At 72.1% G+C, this 22,750-nt stretch carries 23 protein-coding genes; 9 read left to right on the plus strand and 14 right to left on the minus strand.

All coding sequences use genetic code 11. The features are described from left to right. Positions 1 to 6 precede the first annotated feature (6 nt). On the plus strand, positions 7 to 1,041 hold the full coding sequence (locus ACN9M0_RS03540) for a LacI family DNA-binding transcriptional regulator (protein ID WP_366035394.1): 1,035 nt from the start codon (positions 7 to 9) through the stop codon (positions 1,039 to 1,041). 125 nt (positions 1,042 to 1,166) lie between these two features. On the opposite strand, the gene ACN9M0_RS03545 is transcribed toward ACN9M0_RS03540, so the two are convergent. The 6 genes from ACN9M0_RS03545 to ACN9M0_RS03570 form a co-directional block, all read right to left on the minus strand. Next, the gene (locus ACN9M0_RS03545) at positions 1,167 to 3,071 is read right to left on the minus strand and encodes a serine/threonine-protein kinase (RefSeq protein WP_426403093.1); all 1,905 of its coding nucleotides are present in this window, start codon (positions 3,069 to 3,071) and stop codon (positions 1,167 to 1,169) included. A gap of 76 nt (positions 3,072 to 3,147) precedes the next feature. Then, complete coding sequence (locus ACN9M0_RS03550; protein WP_426403094.1) at positions 3,148 to 4,437, minus strand: DUF6986 family protein; 1,290 nt, start codon at positions 4,435 to 4,437, stop codon at positions 3,148 to 3,150. Between the two features lie 156 nt (positions 4,438 to 4,593). Beyond that, positions 4,594 to 5,556 carry an electron transfer flavoprotein subunit alpha/FixB family protein gene (locus ACN9M0_RS03555; protein WP_366035397.1) on the minus strand — a complete coding sequence of 321 codons (963 nt, stop codon included), beginning with the start codon at positions 5,554 to 5,556 and terminating at the stop codon, positions 4,594 to 4,596. 63 nt (positions 5,557 to 5,619) lie between these two features. Beyond that, positions 5,620 to 6,405, minus strand: a complete 786-nt coding sequence (locus tag ACN9M0_RS03560; protein WP_366035398.1) for an electron transfer flavoprotein subunit beta/FixA family protein — start codon at positions 6,403 to 6,405, stop codon at positions 5,620 to 5,622. Positions 6,406 to 6,604: 199 nt separating this feature from the next. Beyond that, positions 6,605 to 7,135, minus strand: a complete 531-nt coding sequence (locus ACN9M0_RS03565; protein ID WP_366035399.1) for a flavin reductase family protein — start codon at positions 7,133 to 7,135, stop codon at positions 6,605 to 6,607. 332 nt (positions 7,136 to 7,467) lie between these two features. Continuing rightward, the gene (locus ACN9M0_RS03570) at positions 7,468 to 7,779 is read right to left on the minus strand and encodes a TlpA family protein disulfide reductase (RefSeq protein WP_366035400.1); all 312 of its coding nucleotides are present in this window, start codon (positions 7,777 to 7,779) and stop codon (positions 7,468 to 7,470) included. Between the two features lie 223 nt (positions 7,780 to 8,002). On the opposite strand from ACN9M0_RS03570, the gene ACN9M0_RS03575 reads away from it, so the two are divergent. Then, on the plus strand, positions 8,003 to 8,725 hold the full coding sequence (locus ACN9M0_RS03575) for a lysophospholipid acyltransferase family protein (protein WP_366035401.1): 723 nt from the start codon (positions 8,003 to 8,005) through the stop codon (positions 8,723 to 8,725). Positions 8,726 to 8,755: 30 nt separating this feature from the next. Here ACN9M0_RS03575 and ACN9M0_RS03580 read toward each other — a convergent pair whose 3' ends face one another. From ACN9M0_RS03580 to ACN9M0_RS03600, 5 genes are all read right to left on the minus strand, one after another. Next, positions 8,756 to 9,355: a transglutaminase family protein gene (locus tag ACN9M0_RS03580; RefSeq protein WP_399695605.1), complete on the minus strand. Its 600-nt coding sequence runs from the start codon at positions 9,353 to 9,355 to the stop codon at positions 8,756 to 8,758. A gap of 74 nt (positions 9,356 to 9,429) precedes the next feature. Then, entirely contained in the window at positions 9,430 to 10,509 is a 1,080-nt protein-coding gene (locus ACN9M0_RS03585) for a threonine aldolase family protein (protein ID WP_366035403.1), read from the minus strand. Next, positions 10,506 to 11,267: an SDR family NAD(P)-dependent oxidoreductase gene (locus ACN9M0_RS03590; protein ID WP_399695720.1), complete on the minus strand. Its 762-nt coding sequence runs from the start codon at positions 11,265 to 11,267 to the stop codon at positions 10,506 to 10,508. Before ACN9M0_RS03590 ends, ACN9M0_RS03585 begins: the two co-directional genes overlap by 4 nt. A 32-nt stretch (positions 11,268 to 11,299) precedes the next feature. After that, positions 11,300 to 12,706 (minus strand): DUF6421 family protein, encoded by a 1,407-nt coding sequence (locus ACN9M0_RS03595; RefSeq protein WP_366035404.1) that lies wholly within the window; start codon positions 12,704 to 12,706, stop codon positions 11,300 to 11,302. 157 nt (positions 12,707 to 12,863) lie between these two features. Continuing rightward, complete coding sequence (locus ACN9M0_RS03600; RefSeq protein ID WP_366035405.1) at positions 12,864 to 13,415, minus strand: GNAT family N-acetyltransferase; 552 nt, start codon at positions 13,413 to 13,415, stop codon at positions 12,864 to 12,866. Between the two features lie 171 nt (positions 13,416 to 13,586). On the opposite strand from ACN9M0_RS03600, the gene ACN9M0_RS03605 reads away from it, so the two are divergent. From ACN9M0_RS03605 to ACN9M0_RS03620, 4 genes are all read left to right on the plus strand, one after another. Beyond that, the gene (locus ACN9M0_RS03605; RefSeq protein ID WP_366035406.1) at positions 13,587 to 14,171 is read left to right on the plus strand and encodes a DUF5134 domain-containing protein; all 585 of its coding nucleotides are present in this window, start codon (positions 13,587 to 13,589) and stop codon (positions 14,169 to 14,171) included. A 140-nt stretch (positions 14,172 to 14,311) separates the two neighbouring features. Further along, complete coding sequence (locus ACN9M0_RS03610) at positions 14,312 to 15,247, plus strand: M56 family metallopeptidase (protein WP_366035407.1); 936 nt, start codon at positions 14,312 to 14,314, stop codon at positions 15,245 to 15,247. A gap of 102 nt (positions 15,248 to 15,349) precedes the next feature. Beyond that, a complete protein-coding gene (locus tag ACN9M0_RS03615; protein WP_366035408.1) occupies positions 15,350 to 16,048 on the plus strand; it encodes a phosphatase PAP2 family protein in 699 nt (232 codons plus the stop codon). 129 nt (positions 16,049 to 16,177) lie between these two features. Beyond that, positions 16,178 to 16,849, plus strand: coding sequence for a TetR/AcrR family transcriptional regulator (locus tag ACN9M0_RS03620; RefSeq protein WP_366035409.1), 672 nt, complete (start codon positions 16,178 to 16,180; stop codon positions 16,847 to 16,849). On the opposite strand, the gene ACN9M0_RS03625 is transcribed toward ACN9M0_RS03620, so the two are convergent. Next, entirely contained in the window at positions 16,828 to 18,366 is a 1,539-nt protein-coding gene (locus tag ACN9M0_RS03625) for an LVIVD repeat-containing protein (protein WP_366035410.1), read from the minus strand. The two genes, ACN9M0_RS03620 and ACN9M0_RS03625, sit on opposite strands and share 22 nt — an antisense overlap. A gap of 176 nt (positions 18,367 to 18,542) precedes the next feature. Between ACN9M0_RS03625 and ACN9M0_RS03630 the strand changes: the two genes are divergently transcribed. After that, entirely contained in the window at positions 18,543 to 19,193 is a 651-nt protein-coding gene (locus tag ACN9M0_RS03630; RefSeq protein WP_399695615.1) for a DUF305 domain-containing protein, read from the plus strand. A gap of 9 nt (positions 19,194 to 19,202) precedes the next feature. On the opposite strand, the gene ACN9M0_RS03635 is transcribed toward ACN9M0_RS03630, so the two are convergent. Then, entirely contained in the window at positions 19,203 to 19,562 is a 360-nt protein-coding gene (locus ACN9M0_RS03635; RefSeq protein WP_366035412.1) for an ArsR/SmtB family transcription factor, read from the minus strand. Positions 19,563 to 19,685: 123 nt separating this feature from the next. On the opposite strand from ACN9M0_RS03635, the gene ACN9M0_RS03640 reads away from it, so the two are divergent. Further along, a complete protein-coding gene (locus ACN9M0_RS03640; RefSeq protein ID WP_399695617.1) occupies positions 19,686 to 20,762 on the plus strand; it encodes an NADH:flavin oxidoreductase/NADH oxidase in 1,077 nt (358 codons plus the stop codon). Positions 20,763 to 20,860: 98 nt separating this feature from the next. After that, the gene (locus ACN9M0_RS03645) at positions 20,861 to 21,943 is read left to right on the plus strand and encodes a WD40/YVTN/BNR-like repeat-containing protein (protein ID WP_399695619.1); all 1,083 of its coding nucleotides are present in this window, start codon (positions 20,861 to 20,863) and stop codon (positions 21,941 to 21,943) included. Between the two features lie 92 nt (positions 21,944 to 22,035). Here ACN9M0_RS03645 and ACN9M0_RS03650 read toward each other — a convergent pair whose 3' ends face one another. Beyond that, positions 22,036 to 22,713, minus strand: a complete 678-nt coding sequence (locus ACN9M0_RS03650) for a uracil-DNA glycosylase (protein ID WP_366035415.1) — start codon at positions 22,711 to 22,713, stop codon at positions 22,036 to 22,038. Positions 22,714 to 22,750: the final 37 nt, after the last annotated feature.

Genomic DNA, 22,750 nt, shown 5'->3' on the forward strand with positions numbered 1-22,750 from the left:
CAGACCGTGGCCGACATCGCCCGCCGCACCGAGCCCCGCTACGGCAATCGGCCCACGATGAAGGACGTCGCCGCCCGGGCGGGCGTCGGCCTCAAGACGGTGTCCCGGGTCGTCAACGGCGAACCGGGCGTCACTCCGGACACCGAGCACCGGGTGCGCGAGGCCATCGAGGCCCTCGGCTTCCGCCGCAACGACAGCGCCCGGGTCCTGCGCAAGGGCAGGACGGCGACCGTCGGGCTGGTCCTGGAGGATCTCGCCGACCCCTTCTACGGGCCGCTCAGCCGGGCGGTCGAGGAGGTCGCGCGGGCGCACGGGGCCCTGCTGTTCAACGGTTCCAGCGCCGAGGACCCGGACCGGGAGCAGGAGTTGGCGCTCGCGCTCTGCGCACGGCGCGTGGACGGACTGATCATCATCCCGTCGGGCAGCGACCACCGCTATCTGGAGCCGGAGATCCGGGCGGGCGTCGCCACCGTGTTCGTCGACCGCCCCGCGGGCGGGATCGACGCGGACGTCGTCCTCTCGGACAGCTTCGGCGGCGCGCGGGCCGGGGTGGCGCATCTCATCGCACACGGCCACCGGCGGATCGGCTTCATCGGCGACCGGCCCGGTATCCACACGGCGAAGGAGCGGCTGCGCGGCTACCGGGCGGCGATGGAGGACGCGGGCCTCGACGTGACCGACGCGTGGGTGTCGCTCGGCCCGACCGATCCGGAGCGGGTGGCGGAGGCCGCCGAGGCCATGCTCTCCGGGCCGGGGGCGGTGACGGCGCTGTTCGCGGGCAACAACCGGGTGACGGTCACCGCCGTACGGGTCCTCGCCGGCCGTGGACGCCCTGTCGCCCTCGTCGGCTTCGACGACATCGAGCTCGCCGATCTGCTGGCCATCACGGTCGTCGCCCAGGACGCCGCCGCGCTCGGCCGGACGGCGGCGGAACGACTCTTCCGGCGCCTGGAGGGCGCGGACGAGCCGCCGGCCACGGTGGTCCTGACCACCCGCCTCATCGCCCGCGGCTCGGGCGAGATCCCGCCGGCCGAGGACTGACGCCCGGCCCGGCCTCGTGCGGCCGCGCCGGACTCCGCGCCCCCGCCCGCACCCCGGGCGGTCCCGCCCCCGGAAGGCCGCGTGACGATCCGGGACCACGGCTACGGGCGAGCCGTACGGCGGGGTCAGCAGACCGGGAGGCCCGGCACGGGCTGGTCGTTGTCACCGCCCTTGAGGTAGACGACGCTGAAGTACACGTTGGTGTTGCCGCTGTCGTCGTCGGTCCTGGCCCACCAGATGTTGGTCCACTCGCCGTATGTCTCGCGGCGGCCCAGGTCGACCTGGCAGTAGAAGTAGTTCGTGCCGGCGTTCAGGACGCCCATCTCGCCGCCGTCGTGACGGTACGTCTTCTCGGTGCGCCACACCTCGCAGTCGTACTTCCCGCCGCCGCTGGGCGTGCAGCCGCCGGACGCGGGGGTCGGGGACGTACCGCCGCCGCCCGTCGTGCTCGAGCCGCCGCCGGACGTTCCGCCGGTACTGCCGCCCGGTACCGGCGCCTTGGTGGTCCTCGCGGGGGACGGCGACGAGGACGAGGGCGAGGACGGAGACGAGGACGACGACCGGGACGAGGACCGGGTCGGGCTCGCGGAGGACGGCTTCTTCGTGTCCCCCTCGGAGGGCTTCGCGGACGTGGACGGGCTCTTGGTGGCGGCCGCTCCCGACCCGGGCGTTCCCGGGTCGAGGACCCGGCCGGGGTCGGCGCCCGGGCTCGTCGGCGACTGCCCGTCGGCCAACTGCCCCTGCTCCGGGCCGCCGTCCCGGCCGACCAGGGCGTACGTGACGCCGCCGCCGACCAGCAGGACGGCGGCGACCGCCGCGGCGACCAGGACGCCCGAGCGGCTCCGCCCGGGCCGCCCGCGCGTGGCGGAGCGCCGGGTCGGCGCTGCACCGGCGCTGTGCGCCGCGGGCCCGTACGGCATCCCGGACACCGGTACCGGGCCACCGGGGCCGGCCGGGCCGGGCACGCCCATGGCCGGCCCCGCGGCCGGCGGCACGACCGGTCCGAAACCCTCGGGGCGGTGCGGTAGGGCGTCGTGCTCGGTCGGCGCCCACAGATGCGAGGCACCAGGGGCCGGCGTGTCGGGGCCGCCGGGCCACGGGGCGGCGGCGGGCGCCCCGGCCGGTCCGCCCGGCGCCACGCCCCCCGCGCCCTCCAAGCCCTCCACGCCCTCCAAGCCCGACGCCGTCGCGTCCCGTCCCTCCGCGACCGCGGTCAACAGGCGAGCGGCCGTCCGGGCGTCCGGGCGCCGGGTCGGATCCTTGTCGAGGAGCCGGGCCAGGACCGGGGCGAGGGGGCCGGCGCGGCGCGGGGCCGGCAGGGGTTCCACCACGATGGCGTTCAGCGTCTGCCAGGTGGAGGTGCGGCGGAACGGGGATGCGCCCTCGACGGCCGCGTACAGGGTGGCGCCGAGCGCCCAGACGTCCGAGGCGGGTCCCGGCTGCTGCCCCTGGGCGCGCTCGGGCGCCAGGTAGTCGAGCGAGCCGACGATCTCTCCGCTGCGCGTCAGGTGGGTGGCGGAGCCGTCGCCGGGGTCGTCCATCGTGGCGATGCCGAAGTCGGTGAGGACGACCCGGCCCCCGCGGTCGAGGAGGACGTTGCCGGGCTTCACGTCGCGGTGGAGCACACCCACGTCGTGCGCGGCAGCCAGCGCTTCCAGGACGGCGGCGCCGATCTGCGCCGCCTCCCGGGGGTCGAGGGTGCCCCGTTCGGCGAGGACGCCGTCGAGGGAGGGGCCGTCGATGAGCTCCATGACGATGACCGGCCGGCCCTCGTGCTCGGTCACGTCGTGGACGGCGATGACTCCGGGATGCCGCACCCGGGCCGCTGCCCGCGCCTCGCGCTGCATCCGCAGCCGCAGGTCCTCCAGTTCGGGTCCCGCCGCGTCGTTGTAGGTGCGCAGTTCCTTGACGGCCACCTCGCGGCCGAGGACCTCGTCGACCGCGCGCCAGACGACGCCCATGCCGCCGCGCCCGAGTTGCCGCACCGCTCTGTAGCGGCCGGCGAGCCGCTCGTAATCCCCCGATGACACCGATGCCCCGTTCCCTGTGACTGCGTTGGACGCGTACAGAGTACGGGGCGGCGGTCGACCCGCTGTGGGCGGCCGGTTACTCGGCGGAGGCCGTGAGGTCGCCTCGGCGCGGGGCGGCGAAGCGGTCGAGGGCGGTGCGGTTCATGCCGGTGAGGGCGTCGACCTCGGCGGTGTCGAGGGCGCCGCAGTCGATGCCGCGGAGCAGGTAGGAGCTGAGCGCCTTGGCGGTGGCGGGCTCGTCCATGACGTCGCCGCCGGCGTGGTTGGCGTAGGCGGAGAGGCGCTTGGCGGCGGCCTCGAAGCCCTCGCGGTAGAAGGCGAAGACGGCGGCGTAGCGGGTGGGGATGTGGCCGGGGTGCATGTCCCAGCCCTGGTAGTAGGCGCGGGCGAGGGCGCGGCGGGTGAGGCCGTAGTGCAGGCGCCAGGCCTCGTGGACGTGCTCGGTGGAGCCGACGGGCAGGACGTTGGTGGAGCCGTCGGAGACGCGGACGCCGGTGCCGGCGGCGGCGACCTGCATGATCGCCTTGGCGTGGTCGGCGGCCGGGTGGTCGCTGGCCTGGTAGGCGGCGGAGACGCCGAGGCAGGCGCTGTAGTCGAAGGTGCCGTAGTGCAGTCCGGTGGCGCGGCCCTCGGCGGCGCCGATCATGCGGGCCACGGCGGCGGTGCCGTCGGTGGCGAGGATGGACTGGCTGGTCTCGATCTGGATCTCGAAGCCGAGGCGGCCCGCGTCGAGGCCGTGGGCCTTCTCGAAGGCCTCCAGGAGGCGGACGAAGGCGGAGACCTGCTCGGGGTAGGTGACCTTGGGGAGGGTCAGGACCAGGCCGTCGGGCAGGCCGCCGTTCTCCAGGAGGCCGGTGAGGAAGACGTCGGTGGTGCGGATGCCTCGGTCGCGTACGGCGGACTCCATGCACTTCATCCGGATGCCCATGTACGGGGCCGCGGTGCCGTTCGCGTACGCCTCGGAGATCAGGCGGGCGGCGCGGGCCGCGTCCTGGTCCTCGTCCTGGCCGGTGTAGCCGTCCTCGAAGTCGACGCGGAGGTCCTCGATGGGCTCGCGCTCCAGCTTGGCGCGTACGCGGCCGTAGACGTCCTCGGCGAGGTCGTCGGAGAGGCCGAGGACGGCGGCGAAGGAGGCGGCGTCGGGGGCGTGCTCGTCGAGCGCGGCGAGGGCCTGGTCGCCCCAGGAGCGGATGGTGCCGGCGTCGAAGACGTTGCCGGGGACGTAGACGGTGTGGACGGGCTGGCGAGTGCCGGGGTCTCCCGGGTAGCGGCGGTCCAGCTCGGCGTCCACCGCTGCGAGGGAGGCGCTGATGCCCTCGCTGACCGCGCCCGCGAGGCTCGTCGACACCTTCTCCTGCTGACCCATCCTGCATCCTCCTGTTTTCCGCTGCACGGAATCAACAATCCGTATAGCGAAGTTAGTAGGCCGTCGGGACCTGAGTCAATGGTTGTCCGAAACGGCCGGGGGCCGCACGGCGAATGATCGCCGTGCGGCCCCCGGGACCGACAGAACCGCAGGTCATCAGCCCTTGCGGGTCTTGACCTCTTCGGTGAGCTGCGGGACGACGTCGAAGAGGTCGCCGACGACGCCGTAGTCGACGAGGTCGAAGATCGGGGCCTCGGCGTCCTTGTTGATGGCGACGATGGTCTTCGAGGTCTGCATGCCCGCGCGGTGCTGGATCGCGCCGGAGATGCCGGAGGCGATGTACAGCTGCGGCGAGACCGACTTGCCGGTCTGGCCGACCTGGTTGGAGTGCGGGTACCAGCCGGCGTCGACGGCGGCGCGGGAGGCGCCGACGGCCGCGCCGAGGGAGTCGGCGAGCGCCTCGATGATCGCGAAGTTCTCGGCGCCGTTGACGCCGCGGCCACCGGAGACCACGATCGCGGCCTCGGTCAGCTCGGGGCGGCCGGTCGACTCGCGGGGGGTGCGGGAGGTGACCTTGGTGCCGTGGGCCTTCTCCGAGAAGGAGACGGAGAGGGCCTCGACGGCGCCGGCGGCCGGGGCGGCCTCGACCGGGGCCGAGTTCGGCTTGACCGTGATGACCGGAGTGCCCTTGGAGACACGGGACTTGGTGGTGAAGGAGGCGGCGAACGCGGACTGCGTCGCGACCGGGCCCTCGTCACCGGCCTCCAGGTCCACGGCGTCCGTGATGATGCCGGAGCCGATGCGCACCGCGAGGCGGGCGGCGATCTCCTTGTTCTCGGCGGAGGAGGGGACGAGCACGGCGGCCGGGGAGACAGCCTCGTACGCGGCCTGGAGGGCCTCGACCTTCGGGACGACGAGGTACTCGGCGAACTCGGGGGCGTCGGCCGTGAGGACCTTCACCGCGCCGTGCTCGGCGAGCGCGGCGGCGGTGTCGGCGGCACCGTTGCCCAGCGCGACGGCGACCGGGTCGCCCAGGCGGCGGGCGAGGGTCAGCAGCTCCAGGGTGGGCTTGCGGACGGCTCCGTCGACGTGGTCGACGTAGACGAGAATCTCAGCCATGGGACTTCAATCTCCTGCGAACGAAAAGGGGGCGGACTTCAGCGGCTCACGCGAGCCCAGCGGCTAGATGAACTTCTGGCTCGCGAGGAACTCGGCAAGCTGCTTGCCGCCCTCGCCCTCGTCCTTGACGATCGTGCCGGCGGTGCGGGCCGGACGCTCGGCGGCGGAGTCGACCGCGGTCCACGCGCCGGCGAGGCCGACCTCGTCCGCGTCGATGTCCAGGTCGTCCAGCTCCAGGGCCTCGACCGGCTTCTTCTTGGCGGCCATGATGCCCTTGAAGGACGGGTAGCGGGCCTCGCCCGACTGGTCCGTCACGGAGACGACGGCCGGAAGCCGGGCCTCCAGCTGCTCGGAGGCGGTGTCGCCGTCACGGCGGCCCGTCACGACGCCGTCCTCGATCTTGACCTCGGAGAGCAGGGTGACCTGCGGGACGCCCAGACGCTCGGCGAGGATCGCGGGGAGGACACCCATGGTGCCGTCGGTGGAGGCCATGCCGGCGATGACGACGTCGTAGCCGACCTTCTCGATCGCCTTCGCCAGCACCAGCGAGGTGCCCATGACGTCGGTGCCGTGCAGGTCGTCGTCCTCGACGTGGACGGCCTTGTCGGCACCCATGGACAGCGCCTTGCGCAGCGCGTCCTTGGCGTCCTCGGGGCCGACCGTGAGCACGGTGACCTCGGCGTCGTCGGCCTCGTCGGCGATCTGCAGCGCCTGCTCGACGGCGTACTCGTCGAGCTCCGACAGAAGGCCGTCGACGTCGTCGCGGTCGACGGTCAGGTCATCGGCGAAGTGCCGGTCGCCGGTGGCGTCGGGCACGTACTTCACACAGACAACGATCCTCAAGCTCACGCCGGCTCTCCTACTGCATCGTCATAACTGGGCTGCCTTGTTGCTCGCAGCATAGGCGCCTGAAGGGCGGGTTTCCGGTCGGGGCGCCGGACGCCCCGACCGAAATATTACTCGTCAGTACACCCAGTCCGTTACCAGTGAGCAAGCGCTCAGGCATGTGACCTTGCCAACGCGCGGAGAGCGGCGCGTACGGGAACTCTCAGTCGCGCAACGCGTTGAAGCGGCCGTGGTGGTAGAGGAGCGGCCGGCCCGCCCCGTCCGGGTCCCCGGCGACCGCCTGGGCGATGACGATCCGGTGGTCGCCGGCGGGCACCCGGGCCACCACGCGGCACACCAGCCAGGCGAGGACGCCGTCGAGCACGGGCACGCCCTCGGGGCCGACGCTCCAGCGGGTGCCCTCGCCGAAGCGGTCGGCGCCGCTGCGCGCGAAGGTGGCCGCGAGCTCCTGCTGGTGCTCGCCGAGTATGTGCACGCCGATGAACTCGGCCTCGGAGACCACCGGCCAGCTGGAGGAGGTCGTGCCCACCCCGAAGGAGATCAGCGGGGGTTCGGCGGCGACGGAGTTGAGCGAGGTGGCGGTGAAGCCGACGGGTCGCTCGCCGTGCGCGGTGATGACCGCGACACCGGCCGCGTGGCGGCGGAAGACGGAGCGGAGCAGATCGGGAGAGGCCTGCCGGGGTGCGCCGATCGAGGGAATCGTACTGAGCTGGAGGTCCGGCGAAACCGTCATGGAGTTGTCCTTCTGCGAGGGCGGCGTCATGAGAGGGGTCCTGGGGTGGTCAGACACCCGGACAGCGCGCGCTCGCGTTGCGGGCCAGATCCACGTGGGCCCGGCCGTAGAGAAGGAGTTCTATGGGCACTCCGTCAGGGTGACGATCCGTGGACGGTGCAGTCAAGTGCGTACCGGGATGTGGGAGAAGTGTCACGGCGTCAGACGGACCGGCCCAGGACACGGTCACGGCGTCAGACGGACCGGCCCAGGACACGGTCACGACGTCGGACGGACCGGCGCAGGACACGGTCACAGCGCCGGACGGACCGCCGCACGACGCGGTCACGGCGTCAGACCGCTTGGCCCAGGGCCGCGATGACGTCCGCCCTGCGGGGTTGTCCGGCGGCCCTGCGGACGACGCGCCCCACGGCGTCGAGGACGAGGACGGTGGGGGTACGGGCGATGCCGAGCTCGCGGACCAGGTCGAGCCGCTCCTCGGCGTCGATCTCCACGTGCCCCACACCCGGCACCATCGCGGCCACCTCGGCGAGGGTGCGGCGGGTGGCCCGGCAGGGCTGGCAGAAGGCGGTCGAGAACTGGACGAGGGTGGCCCTCTCCCCCAGCGCGGCGCCGAGCACCTCCGGCCCCAGGACCTCGGTCATCCCTCTCCCCTTCGCTCGCCCGTTCCTCAGGTGCAGCGTCGCACGTCACCGATCGATTCCCGCCATGGCCACCGCGAGTGACGAGAATCTCCCTGTACGAAGCCGTCTGGACTGGTCACGGGGCCCCACATGGGGCACGATCTGCCCAAAGCCGAAAACCTACGGCCGCGTAACTTCGCCGGGAGAACCCGCTCCGGGCACATGAAGAAGAGGTTCCTCTCCGATGGCAGAACTCGTCTATCGACCGGTCATCGGCGCCGCACTGACCCTGTTCAAGGCGCTCGACCTGAAGATCGACACGCAGGGTTCCGAGCACATCCCCCGGACCGGCGGCGCGGTGCTCGTGAGCAACCACATCAGCTATCTGGACTTCATCTTCACCGGTCTCGCGGCCCTGCCGCAGAAGCGCCTCGTGCGCTTCATGGCGAAGGACTCCGTCTTCCGGCACAAGGTCTCGGGACCGCTCATGCGCGGCATGAAGCACATCCCGGTGGACCGCTCCCAGGGCGAGCACGCCTACCAGCACGCCCTGGAGTCGCTGCGGGCCGGCGAGATCATCGGCGTCTTCCCCGAGGCGACCATCTCCCAGTCCTTCACGCTGAAGAGCTTCAAGACGGGTGCGGCGCGCCTGGCGCAGGAGGCGGGCGTCCCGCTGATCCCGATGGCGCTGTGGGGCACCCAGCGACTGTGGACGAAGGGCCGGCCCCGGAACTTCAAGCGCAGCCACATCCCGGTCACGATCCGCGTGGGCGAGCCCGTCGAGGCCCCCGCCGACCAGTACGCGGGCGCGATCACCCGGCGGCTGCGCGAGCGCTGCCAGGAGCTCCTGGAGGCCGCGCAGCGTGCCTACCCGGTCCGTCCGAAGGACGCGAGCGACACCTGGTGGGTGCCCGCGCACCTCGGCGGTACGGCTCCGACGCCGGCCCAGGTCAAGGAAGCCGGCTGACGGAACCGTTTCTCCCGGCCGCCCCGGCCGTCAGAGCTCCGTCGGCAGAGTCCTGTCGAGGGTGGGGCGGTCCGGAGCGGCCTTGAGCGCGCCCAGGACGACCGGGTGCGGCTCGGCGTACAGCTCCGGATAGTCCAGTTCGCCGAGCTCCGGCCGTACGGTCCAGGCCGGCCGCTCCTCCGCCGTCGAGAACCGGGCGTCGACGCCCGGCTTGTTCCCCCGCACGTCCTGGCGGGCCCAGGCGCGCTCGCCGGGCAGCAGGACGGCGACGAGGCCGTGGACCACCGGGTCCGAGCCGTCGTCCTCGGTGAGCCGCTGGTAGCAGAGGGCGGCGGGGATGCCGCGGGCCCGCAGGAGCGCGGCGTACGCGAGGGACTTGGCGTAGCAGATGCCGGTGCGCGTCTCCAGGACGTCGGAGGCGCGCCAGGTGACGCGGAGATCGCCGGAGTCCATGGAGTGCGGGATGGTGTCGCGTACGAACGCATAGGCCGCTTCGGCGTATGAGTATGCGTCGGGATGATCGTCGGCGAGGCGGTCGGACACCTCCCTGACGAGCGGGTGCTCGTGGTCGACGGTCTCGCTCGACGCAAGGTATGCCTGGATATCGGGATTCTGCTGAATCAGCTCCATGCGGGATGACCCTACGAAGACGGCCGGACGGAGTCAATGACTTTCCGTCCGGCCGTATATTCATGCACTCGCTGCTAGCGGGCCAGCTCTTCCTTCAGGGCCTGGAGGAAGGCGTCCACGTCGTCCTCCTTGGTGTCGAAGGCGCACATCCAGCGGACATCGCCGGCGGCCTCGTCCCAGAAGTAGAAGCGGAACCGTTCCTGCAGGCGTCGGCTCACCTCGTGCGGGAGGCGGGCGAAGACCGCGTTGGCCTGCACCGGGTAGAGGATCTCCACCCCGTCGAGCTCGCGCACCCCGGCGGCGAGGCGCTGGGCCATCGCGTTCGCGTGGCGGGCGTTGCGCAGCCACAGGTCCTTCGCGAGGAGGGCCTCCAGCTGCACCGACACGAAGCGCATCTTCGAGGCGAGCTGCATGGACAGCTTGCGCAGGTGCTTCATGTGGCTGACCGCGTCGGGGTTGAGGACGACGACGGCCTCGCCGAAGAGCATGCCGTTCTTCGTCCCGCCGTACGAGATCACGTCCACGCCGACCGCGTTGGTGAAGGCGCGCATCGGCACGTCGAGCGAGGCGGCCGCGTTGGCTATGCGGGCCCCGTCGAGGTGCACCTTCATGCCCTTGGCGTGGGCGTGCTCGACGATCGCGCGGATCTCCTCCACCGTGTAGACGGTGCCGAGCTCCGTGTTCTGGGTGATCGAGACGACCTGGGGCATGGCCCGGTGCTCGTCCTCCCAGCCCCAGGCCTGCCGGTCGATCAGCTCGGGGGTGAGCTTGCCGTCCGGGGTCGGGACGGTGAGCAGCTTGAGGCCGCCCATCCGCTCCGGCGCGCCGCCCTCGTCCACGTTGATGTGGGCGGTCTCGGCGCAGATGACGGCGCCCCAGCGGTCGGTGAGCGCCTGGAGGGCGGTCACGTTCGCCCCGGTCCCGTTGAAGACCGGGAACGCTTCGGCGGTGGGGCCGAAGTGGCTGTGCATGATCCGCTGGAGGTGCTCGGTGTACTGGTCCTCGCCGTAGGCGACCTGGTGGCCTTCGTTGGCGAGGGCGAGGGCCGCGAGGACCTCGGGGTGGGCGCCGGCGTAGTTGTCGCTGGCGAAGCCCCGGACCGACGGGTCGTGGTGACGACGTGCGTCGGTCCTGGGGCCGAGTGCCGCGGTCACGGCTTGGGGGTCAGCCACAGACGCTGTCCATTCACTTCCTGGGCGGGCTTGTCCCAGAGCCCGGCGATCTCCTCGGCCAGGTCCTTCACGTCGGTGAAGCCCGCGAACTTCGCGTTGGGGCGTTCGGCGCGCATCGCGTCGTGCACCAATGCCTTGATCACCAGGATCGCAGCCGCCGCCTGCGGGCCCTCTTCGCCCCCCAGCTTGCGGAACGAGTCCGCCATGGCGAGGGTCCAGGCCTCGGCGGCCGCCTTGCCGGCGTTGTACGCGGCGTTGTTGGCGACCGGCTTGTGCGCGCCGGACTGGCTGATCAGGGCGTACCGGCCGCGCCCGCCGGCGCGCAGCAGCCCGTCGTGGAAGGCGAGCGAGGTGTGCTGGACGGTACGGATCAGGAGCTTCTCCAGGAAGTCCCAGTCCGCGAGATCGCTCTCCGTGAAGGAGGGGGCGCCGCGCCAGCCGCCGACGAGGTGGACCAGGCCGTCGATCCGGCCGAACTCCTTCTCGGTCTTCGAGGCCCAGTCGCGCGTGGCGTCCAGGTCGAGGAGGTCGACGGTGTCGCCGACGACCTTGGCTCCGCCGTGCGCGTAGCGGGCGGCGTCGACGGCCTCCGCGAGGCGCGCGGGGTCGGCGTCGGACGCGACGACCGTCGCGCCGGCCTCGGCGAGACGCAGCAGCGTGGCGCGGCCCGCGGGGCCGGCCGCACCGGCGACCGCGATGACGGCGCCGTCGAGCGGCCCGCCGTTTCCGTTGGCGATCATGGGCGCCTCCTCGGTGTGCTCGGTGAGGTCGCTCACGCGGCGACCCGCTCGGTGCTCGGGACGTCGGCGGCGGTGATCCCCTTGGTGTCGGCGATCACGCCCTTCAGCTTCTTGGCGAGGGCCTCAAAGAACATGCTGAGCGGAAACTCGTCCGGAAGCACGTCGTCGACGAGCTTGCGCGGCGGGAGGGACAGGTCGAGGGCGTCGGGACCCTTGGCCCACTTCGATCCCGGGTGCGGGGCGAGGTAGGCGGAGACGAACTCGTACGCCTTGAACCAGTGGACCAGCTTCGGGCGGTCGATGCCCTCGCGGTAGAGGGTCTCGATCTCGGAGCAGAGGCGGTTGGTGACCTCGGGGGCCCGCTCCCAGTCGATCGTGAGGATGTTGTCCGTCCAGCGCACCACGTCGTTCTTGTGGAGGTACGCGAAGAGGAGCTGGCCGCCCAGACCGTCGTAGTTGCGGGTGCGGTCACCGGTGAGCGGGAAGCGGAACATCCGGTCGAAGAGGACCGCGTACTGCACGTCACGGCCGTGGCCGTTGCCCTCGGCCTCCAGCTTCACGGCCTCCTTGAAGGCGGTGAGGTCGCAGCGGAGCTCCTCCAGGCCGTACATCCAGAAGGGCTGGCGCTGCTTGATCATGAACGGGTCGAAGGGCAGGTCGCCGCGGCTGTGGGCACGGTCGTGGACCAGGTCCCAGAGCGCGAAGGCCTGCTGGCAGCGCTCCTGGTCGCCGAGCATGACGGCGATGTCCTCGGGCAGCTCGACACCGAGGGTGTCGACCGCGGCCTCGGTGACCTTGCGGAAGCGCGCGGCCTCGCGGTCGCAGAAGATGCCGCCCCAGGTGAAGCGCTCGGGGACCTCGCGGACGGCGACGGTCTCCGGGAAGAGGACGGCCGAGTTGGTGTCGTACCCGGCGGTGAAGTCCTCGAAGGTGATGCCGCAGAAGCCCGGGTTGTCGTAGCGGGTGCGCTCCAGCTCGGAGAGCCACTCCGGCCAGACCATGCGGAGCACGACGGCCTCGAAGTTGCGGTCCAGGTTGCCGTTCTGCGTGTACATCGGGAAGAGCACGAGGTGCTGGAGCCCGTCGGCACGGCCGGCGGCCGGGTGGAACTCCATGAGGGAGTCCAGGAAGTCCGGCACGGTGAAGCCGCTCTCGACCCACTTGCGCAGGTCCGCGACGAGGGCGCGGTGGTAGGCGCCGTCGTGCGGGACGAGCGGGGAGAGCTGCTCGACGGCCGCGACCAGGCGGTCCACGGTCAGCTCGACGAGCGCGCGGGCGGGAGCGCCCTCGGCCTCGAAGTCGATGGAACCGTCCGCGCTCTGCCAGGGACGGATCTCCTCCACGGCATTCTTGAGCTCGGCCCAGGCCGGGTGGTCGATCACACGGGCGTCGGTGGATATCCCCCCACCGGTCACGTCCTGCACAAGAATTTCCGTCATGCCTCTTCCTCCACAGGAGAACCTCGCGTCAAGACAACGTAACCATTGACGCTTCGTTCCCACAAGGGGAGCCAAGAGAAATTATCCTGTGCGACCCCCCTGACGGCAGAAGTTTTTCCTGTCCGTCAGGGCTGAGGCCACTCTTCCGCCGTGCGGATCAGCTCAGCGGCTTGATCAGCAGCTCGAACTCCAGATCGTCGCGCTGGGGCAGCCCGAAGCGCTCGTCGCCGTACGGGAAGGGGGTCGTCCGGCCCGTGCGCCGGTAGCCGCGCCGCTCGTACCAGGCGATCAGCTCCTCGCGCACGGAGATGACCGTCATGTGCATCTCGCGCGCGCCCCACAGCTCGCGCACCCGGCGCTCGGCCTCCGCGATGATCTGCTTGCCCAGACCCGCGCCCTGCAGTTCGGGGCGGACCGCGAACATGCCGAAGTAGGCGGCCTCGCCCCGGTGCTCCAGCTGGCAGCAGGCGACGAGCTCCCCGTCGCGCTCGACGACCAGGAGCCGGCTGTCGGGGGCGGTGATGACCGCGGCCACGCCCTCGGGGTCGGTGCGCTGCCCCTGGAGGAGATCCGCCTCCGTGGTCCAGCCGCCCCGGCTGGCGTCCCCGCGGTAGGCCGACTCGACGAGCGGGACGAGGGCCGGGACGTCGTCCAGGACCCCTTCTCGGTAGCTGATCCGGCCGGTCTCCTGGGACGTGGCGGTGTCCATGTACGGGGCTCCCCTCGGGCGCTGACGATCGGCGTGCGCGATCGTCCCGAGCCTAACGCGCGCGCCTTTCACTCCCCCTCGTACACCTGTGCGCGCCCGTGCGCCCGCGTGCGACTCCCGGGAGGCGGGCATTCGTCCCCGGAGGGGACGGCGTCGAGGGGGAGGTGTGCCGTGCACGGACCGGCTCTGTCCGGCTGGCTGATGGTCGCGCTGTGCGCGGCGACGGGCGCGTACTGCCTGCTGCGGATGCGCGTCTGCGAGGGTGAGGACCGGCGGGCCGCGGGCGGCGAGGCGGTGATGGCCTTCGGGATGGCGTCCATGGCGCTGCCCGCCGCGGTCCTGACCCCGCCGGAGTGGGGCTGGGCGGTGTACGCGGCGGTGTTCGGCGCGGCGACGCTGCACGGCCTCCTGGCGGTCCGGCGCGGCGGTCACCATCTGCACCACCTGATCGGCTCGCTCGCCATGGTCTACATGGCGGTGGCGATGGCGGCGCCCGGCGCGGCGGGGGCGCACACGGGGCACACGGCGGGGACGACGGGCGGCATACCCGTGCTCACCGGCGGGCTCCTCCTCTATTACGCGGTGTACGTGCTGCGCTCGGGGACGCGGCTGGTGCCGGTGGCGGCGACCGCCGGCGGGACCGGGCCCATCGGCCCGGCGCCTTCCGGTCGCGCCTGGGCCAGCCGGCCGGAGCTGGCGCTCGCCTGCCGGCTCTCGATGGCGCTCGCCATGCTGGCGATGCTCGTGACCCTGTGAGTCCGTTGCCGCCCCGGCCCGTTGGGCCCTCATGGGATCCGGCCCCGCGGCGGCGCCTTCCGGCCAACCAAACCGTGGCGTACGTCACTTGCCGTACGAGGCCATACCCCCGGCGAGTACCGCGCTCATAGGCTGACGCCATGTGGGTCTCCCTCGCGCTGTTCCTGCTCGGCGTCCTGACCGCCCTCGCGGCCCCCCGGCTGCTGTCCCGGGCGGACTGGGTCGAGCGAGAACCCGTGGTGGCCCTGTGGGTGTGGCAGTGCGTGGTCGCGGCCGTGCTGCTGAGCTTCGCCCTCTCCATGACGTTCAGCGCGTCCACGGCCTGGCAGGCCGTGCGCGGGCAGGTCTTCGCGGGCGCGCCGCGCGCGGTGGTCGACGCGTACGAACTGGGCACGTCCGGCCCCTGGTCAGCGGTGCTCGCGGTGGTCCTCGCGGCCGGCGGGCTCTGGTCCGGGGCGATGCTGGGCCGGGAGATCGGCCGGGCCCGCGCCCGGCGCAGGCAGCGCCGCTGCGATCTGCTGGTCCGCGCGCCCCTGCTGCCCGGTGAGCGGCCGGGCAGCGAGCGGCTCGTGGTCCTGGAGGGCGAGCGGTCGGACGCCTGGTGGATGGCTGGTTCCGCGCCCCAGCTGGTCATCACGACGGCGGCGCTGCGGCGGTTGAAGGGGCGTCAGCTGGACGCGGTCCTGGCGCACGAGCAGGGACACGCCCGGGCGCGGCACGACTGGCTGCTGCACTGGTCGGGGGCGCTGGCCGCCGGGTTCCCGGGGATCCCGGTCTTCGCCGCCTTCCGCGAGGAGATGCACCGCCTGGTGGAGCTGGCCGCCGACGACGTGGCCTCGCGCCGCTTCGGACGGCTGACGATCGCGCTCGCGCTGGTCGAACTGAACGAGGACCGGGGAGTGTTCGGCCCCGGGCCGGGCCCCACCGCCGATCTGCCGCAGCGGGTGAACCGGCTGCTGACCGCGGCGCCCCGGCTCACCGCCGGGCGCCGGCTCCGGCTGACGGCTGCCGCGTCGCTGGTGCCCGTGGTCCCCGTGCTCGTGGCCTTCGTGCCCGCGCTCAGGGCGCTGGGTTAGCGGCGGCGGGTGACGGCACGCACGGCGGACGGGGCCCGGACGGCGACGCGCGCCGGCCGTGCGGACGACCGCGCGGGGCTGATCGTCGGGCAGGATCGGCGCATGCGCTCCTCCGTCGTGGTCTCCGGAGTCCTGGCCGTTCTGCTGCTCGTGCTCGTCGCCGTGGGATGGTCGCCGCTGCTCTCCTTCGACCGGTCGGTCGCCGAGGCGCTCCACCGCAGTGCCCTCGCCCACCCCGGATTCACCCATGTCAACCGGGTCCTCAGCGACTGGGTGTGGGACCCGTGGACGATGCGTGCCCTGGCCGCCGTCACCGCGGTGCTGCTGTGGTGGCGGCGGGAGCGGCGGGCGGCCCTGTGGGTGGCCGGGACGAGCCTGCTGGCCGTCGGGCTCCAGCAGGCCCTCAAGTCGCTGGTGGGGCGGGAGCGGCCGCAGTGGACCGACCCGGTGGACTCGGCGCGGTACGCCGCCTTCCCCTCGGGGCACGCGATGACGGCGGCGGTCACCTGCGGGCTGCTGCTCTGGGTGCTCGCCGTGCGCTGGCGGGACGGGTGGCACGGCTGGGGCACCCTGGCCGGTGCCGGCGCCGTCTCGGTGCTCGGGGTCGGCTGGACGCGGGTCTACCTGGGGGTGCACTGGCCCTCGGACGTCGTCGAGGGCTGGCTGCTCGGCTGGTGCTGTGTGGCCGCCGCGGTGCTCACGTACCGGTGGAGCGAGCGGCGCCGAGCGGCCCGGACGGCCCCCGGAGACGACACCGGCGAGGCGGGGAGCAGCGGGAGCAGAATGGGAGAAACACGATGAAGCCGCCTGTTCTGGACGATCCCCCGTGTCGCCCAGAACAGACGGCATCCCCGGCGGTATGCCACACGGGCATGCCGACGGGATGCGCCGAGTATATTGGCCGGCAGCCAGTCAACGCAGGAGTCCAGCATGTCCCCGCGTAGCCCATCGGTCAATGAAGAGCTTCGGCGCCGGTCGCGCGAGCGGATTCTCCAGGCCACCGTGGAGCTGATCGACGCCCACGGCTACGAGGCGACCACTCTCGGTGACATCGCGGAGCGGGCCGGTACGGCGCGGGGGCTGATCTCGTACTACTTCCCCGGAAAGCGGCAGCTGCTCCAGGCGGCGGTGCACCGGCTGATGCACCTCACCCTGGAGGAGGCGCTGGAGCGCGAGCCGCGCACGGAGGACGGCCGCGAGCGGCTGGCCCGCGCGATCGACGCGATCCTGGGGCTCGCGGTGACGCGGCCCACCCTGATGCGAACCCACATGGCGGGCATACTGCAGGCCGAGGGGTTCGTGCAGTGCCAGGAGCAGCAGCGCCTGGCCTTCCTGCTGCGGGACACGGTCACGCGGTACGGCTCCGCGGACGTGGACAAGGACTACCCGCTGCTGCGCGCGCTGCTCATGGGCGCGGTGGTGGCGGTACTGCTGCCGGGGGCCCCGATGCCGCTGGCACGCCTGCGGTCGGAGCTGTTCCTCCGGTACGGGCTCGACTGGGAGGCGGGCGCGCCGCCGGACGGGGGTCCGCCCGACGGCGCGCCGGCGCTCAGGCCGTCATCCGGCCGTCACGGTGCCGGTCAGTCGTCGAAGTCGAAGTAGTCCGGCTGGGTCTGGACGTTGAGCTCGTCCATCCGGATCCGCTTCGCCGGGTCCGTACGACGGTCGGAGAGCTTCAGGACGTCGAAGCCCTTCGCGATGTCGTTCGAGTAGATGTAGCCGTTGTAGTAGTACGCGGACCACGAGCCGCCGGTCGCCATGGTGGTGGCGGACAGCGGGCCGCGCTCGAAGTAGCCGATCTCCTTCGGGGCGGAGGAGTCGGTGAAGTCCCAGACGGAGACGCCGCCCTGGTACCAGGCCTGGACCATGAGGTCCTTGCCCTTGACGGGGATCAGCGAGCCGTTGTGGGCGACGCAGTTCTCGGTGTCGGCCTGGTGGCGCGGGATCTTGAAGTAGCTGCGGAAGACGAGCTTGCGCTTGTCGCCCTTGCCGACGATGTCGTAGATGCCGTCGGCGCCCCGGTTCGGGCCGACCTCGGCGTTGCAGGTGGCGGCGCCGCCGCCGCCGAGCTCGTCGGTGAAGACGACCTTGTTCGCCTTCTGGTTGAAGGTCGCGGAGTGCCAGAACGCGAAGTTGACGTTGTCCTGGACCCGGTCGATCACGCGCGGGTGCTCGGGGTCCTCGATGTCGAAGAGGATGCCGTCACCCATGCAGGCGCCGGCCGCGAGGTCCTTCTCCGGCAGCACGGTGATGTCGTGGCAGCCGGTGGTCTTGGAGACGCCCGGGTTGGTGGGCGCGCCGGGGTTGCCGCCGCCGTCCGGGCCGTCGCCCGGGAAGAGGACGGGGAAGTTGACGACCGCCGCCTGCTCGGGCGCCTTGCGGGGCACCTTGATGACCGAGATGCCGTCGTGCGGGGGCTGGCAGTCCGGGAAGGCCGCGTTGGGCGAGTACGAGGAGACGTAGATGTAGACGTCCTTGCGCTTCGGCACCAGCGTGTGGGTGTGCGAACCGCAGGAGGTCTCGACGGCCGCGACGTACCTCGGGTTGGTGATGTCGCTGATGTCGAAGATCTTCATGCCCTCCCAGGATTCCTTGACCGAGGCGGGCTGCGTCGTGCTGGCGCACGAGTTGTCGCTCCGGGAGGAGTCGGTGGAGAGGAAGACGAGGTTCCCGGAGACGGAGATGTCGTTCTGGGAACCGGGGCAGAGGACCTGCGCGACGGTCTTCGGGGCCTTCGGGTCGCTGATGTCGAAGATCCGGAAGCCGTCGTAGTTGCCGGCGAAGGCGTACTTGCCCTGGAACGCGAGGTCCGAGTTGAGGCCCTTGAGGGCGTCCTTGGGGACGTTCGCCAGGTGCTCGATGTTCTGGCTGTGGACGATCTCGTCCACGCCGGGTATGTCGCCGCTCTGGATGGCGGAGCGCGCCTCGGCCGCCTGCTGCGAGGAGACGGTGGCCTGTTCGGGGCCGGCGTCCCCGGGGTCGGGGGTGGCGGCCGCGGGGACTGCCGCGAGCAGTGTGGCCAGCAGCCCTGCGGCGGCGGATGCCACACCCAGGCGTCTGAACCGGGCACGCGGGTCGCGCGTGTCGGACGTGGTACGCGGGGTACGCAACGAAGTCACTCCGTCCTCCTGGGTATCCGTTCGGCTGTGAACGGGGGTGGGACCCCGGCAGTATCTTCCGTGGCGTGCACATCTCAACAGATGGCAACACAGACGTAATGAAGGTTTTTGATCGGTCCCCCCGAGAAAAGTGCTAGGAACGGTCACTGTCCCCGCAAGAACACCTGGAGGTCGCGTTGTTGATCCGCCGTCAGCGTGCCGTCGTCGCCGTGGCCCTGTCCGCCGTCGCCGTACTCGCCCTGGGAGCCTGCGAGTCGGGGCCCGACAAGGACACGCCGCGGGCCGGGGCCTCGACGGGGCCCGCGGTGGTGGCACCGGGGAAGCCCGGTGAACCGGCCCGGCGGATATCCCCCGAGGAGGCCGCCCGGCTGCTCCCCGACGAGAGCCCGAACGGCGCGGACTTCCGCTACGCGCAGATGATGATCGCGCACCACCGGCAGGCCCTGACGATGACGGAACTGGCCCCGGGGCGGGCGTCCTCCCCGAAGGTGAAGAAGCTCGCCGAGCGGATCGCGGCGGCGCAGGGGCCGGAGATCGACGCGATGGAAGGTTGGCTGAAAAACAACGGCGGTCCGCGCCAACAGGGCGCCCACGACCATCACTCGATGCCGGGCATGGCGACCGAGGACCAGCTGAAGGAGCTGAGGAACGCGAAGGGGACGGCCTTCGACGAGCTGTTCCTCAAGCTCATGATCACGCACCACGAGGGGGCCGTGACCATGGCCGCCGAGGTGCTGAGCGAGGGGAACAACGTCCTCGTGGAGGAGATGGCGAACGACGTCATCGCCCAGCAGACCTCGGAGATCAACCGGATGCGCTCGCTGTAGGGGCGGGCGTCAGTCCGTCTCCGCCCCCGCCTCGCGCCCGGCCTGGGCGCCGGCGGCTGACAGGACGGAGTCGAGGAGGCCGGGGAAGAGGGCGTCGAGGTCCGTCCTGCGCAGGCAGTTGAGCTTGGCGGTGCCCCGGTACATCTGCCGGATGACGCCGCTCTCGCGGAGCACCCGGAAGTGGTGCGTGGTCGTGGACTTGGTCACCGGGAGGTCGAAGTACGAGCAGCTCAGTTCGGTGCCCTCGCGCGCCATGTCCCGCACGATCCGCAGGCGCACGGCGTCCGCGAGGGCGTGCAGCACCTCTTCGAGGCGGATCTGGTCGCGCGTGGGGTGTTCGAGGACGCGCGGGCTGGTGGTGGTCGTCATGGCGGCGGCTCCACTTCATCCGGGATGCGACCCATTGTACGAGGACTCTCGTAGTTTGACAGGTGCCGTACTACGATGCCTATCGTACGAGCACCTTCGAGGCATCCCGAAACGGAGTCCGTCATGAGCGTCGCCCTGTTCGAGCCGTACACCCTGCGTTCCGTCACCGTGCCCAACCGGGTCTGGATGGCGCCCATGTGCCAGTACTCGGCGGAGACGAGCGGACCGAACGCGGGCGTCGCTGGCGACTGGCACTTCGCCCACTACGCGGCCCGAGCCACCGGCGGCGCCGGACTGATCCTCGTCGAGGCGACCGCCGTCGCCCCCGAGGGCCGCATCAGCCCGGCGGACCTCGGCCTCTGGAACGACGCCCAGACCGAAGGACTGCGGCGGATCGCCGGATTCCTCAAGGAACACGGCACCGTGCCCGGCATCCAGATCGGTCACGCCGGCCGCAAGGCCTCGACCAACCGCCCCTGGGAGGGCCGCGGTCCGGTCGACCGCGAGGGCTGGCAGCCCGTCGGACCCAGCCCGGTCGAGTTCGCCGAGGGCTACCCCGTACCGACCGAACTGACCGCGGAGCGGATCCGGGAGATCACCGGGCAGTTCGCGGACGCCGCCCGGCGCGCCCTGGAGGCCGGCTTCGAGGTCCTGGAGGTGCACGGCGCGCACGGCTACCTCATCGGCGAGTTCCTCTCCCCGCACAGCAACCACCGCACGGACGCCTACGGCGGCTCGTTCGAGAACCGGACCCGCCTCGCCCTGGAGGTCGTCGACGCCGTGCGGGCCGTCTGGCCCGAGGAGCTGCCCCTCCTCTTCCGGATCTCCGCCACCGACTGGCTGGAGGAGCAGGGCTGGACCGTCGACGAGACCGTGCGGTTCGCCGCCCTCCTGCGCGAGCACGGCGTCGACCTCCTCGACGTCTCCAGCGGCGGCAACGGCGGACCGGCGAAGATCCCGGTGGGCCCCGGCTACCAGGTGCCCTTCGCCGCCCGCGTCAAGGCGGAGACCGGGCTGCCCGTCGCCGCCGTCGGCCTGATCACCGAGAGCGGGCAGGCCGAGAAGATCCTCGCCAACGGCGAGGCCGACGCGGTCCTCCTCGGCCGGGAGCTGCTGCGCGACGCCTCCTGGCCGCGCCGCGCCGCCCGCGAGCTGGGCGCGCGGACCCCCGCCCCGTCGCAGTACGCCTGGGCTATCTGACGGCACGGCCGGCCGGGAGTGTCTCCGGGGGTCGTTGTCAGTGGCCGGGTGCAGACTGGCCCGTATCAGTGACAACGGCGTCCCTGGAGGTGGCAGCCATGCCCGACGTACTCCTCACCGTAGGCACCCGCAAGGGCCTCTTCATCGGCCGGAGGCACGACGGACGATGGGAGTTCGACGATCCCGGCTTCCCCGCGCAGGCGGTGTACTCGGTCGCCATCGACACCCGGCGGCCGACCCCGCGCCTGCTCGCGGGCGGGGACAGCGCCCATTGGGGCCCCTCCGTCTTCCACTCCGACGACCTCGGCCGGAGCTGGACCGAGCCGGCCCGGCCCGCGGTGAAGTTCCCCGAGGACACGGGGGCCTCCCTGGAGCGCGTCTGGCAGCTGCACCCGGCCCCGGAGCACTCCCCCGACGTCGTGTACGCGGGGACCGAGCCGGCCGCGCTCTTCCGGTCGGCGGACGGCGGCGAGTCCTTCGAGTTCGTCCGCCCGCTCTGGGAGCACCCGACGCGCTCGAAGTGGGTGCCCGGCGGAGGCGGCGAGGCGGTGCACACGGTCGTCACCGACCCGCGCGACCCGGAGGCGCTGACGGTCGCGGTGTCGACCGCGGGCGTGTTCCGCTCGCGGGACGGCGGGGCGGCGTGGGCGCCCTCCAACCAAGGGGTGTCCGCCGTCTTCCTGCCCGACCCGAACCCCGAGTTCGGTCAGTGCGTCCACAAGATCGCCCAGGACGCGGGCGACAAGGACCGCCTCTACCTCCAGAACCACTGGGGGGTCTTCCGCAGCGACGACGCGGGCGCGAGCTGGTCCGACATCGGCTCGGGCCTCCCCTCCGACTTCGGGTTCGCGGTCGCCGCGCACCCGCACCGCCCCGACACCGCCTACGTCTTCCCGATCACCGCGGACTCCGACCGGGTGCCGGCGGGCCGCCGCTGCCGCGTCTACCGCACGACGGACGCCGGGGCCACCTGGGAGCCGCTGTCCCGCGGGCTGCCCGAGGGCGACCACTACGGCACGGTGCTGCGGGACGCGCTGTGCACGGACGACGCGGACCCGGCGGGCGTCTACTTCGGCAACCGGAACGGCGAGGTGTACGCGAGCGCCGACGACGGGGACAGCTGGCAGCTCCTCGCGGAGCACCTGCCGGACGTGCTGTGCGTGCGGGCGGCGGTGATCTGACGGAGACTCAGGTTCGGTGTGGCGGGGTCGACCGGAACGTCTCCTTCTGACCCGTTGACGGGGGCGCCGGCCTGTCCGGCACCCCTCCGCGTCTACGGCAGGCGCCAGTCGACCGGCTGGGCACCCATGCCGAGGAGCATCTCGTTCGCCCTGCTGAAGGGGCGCGAGCCGAAGAAGCCGCGGTCGGCGGACATCGGGGACGGATGCGCCGACTCGATCGCCGGCAGATCGCCGAGGAGCGGGCGGGCGTTGCGGGCGTCGCGGCCCCAGAGGATCGACACCAGGGGCTTGCCACGGGCGGCCAGCGCGCGGATGGCCTGCTCCGTCACCTCTTCCCAGCCCTTGCCGCGGTGGGCGGCGGGCTTGCGCGGGGCCGTGGTCAGCGCCCTGTTGAGGAGCAGGACGCCCTGGCGGGTCCACGGCGTCAGGTCGCCGTTCGACGGCCGGGGCAGGCCGAGGTCGGTGTTCAGCTCCCGGAAGATGTTCTCCAGGCTGCCGGGAAGCGGACGGATCTCGGGCGCGACCGAGAAGCTCAGCCCCATCGCCATCCCCGGTGTCGGATAGGGGTCCTGACCCACGATCAGGACCCGCACCTCGTCGAAGGGCTGCTGGAAGGCCCGCAGCACGTTCTGCCCCGAGGGCAGGTACGTCCGGCCGGCGGCGATCTCCGCCCGCAGGAAGTCGCCCATCGCGGCGACACGCTCCGCGACGGGGCTCAGGGCCTCCGCCCAGCCGGGCTCCACCAGTTCGTTCAAGGGTCGCGCTGTCACGATCCGTCACTCTACCGGCGTACACCGACAGTGGCCC

It is taken from the genome of Streptomyces sp. R-07, from assembly GCF_049913175.1.
Taxonomy (GTDB): domain Bacteria; phylum Actinomycetota; class Actinomycetes; order Streptomycetales; family Streptomycetaceae; genus Streptomyces.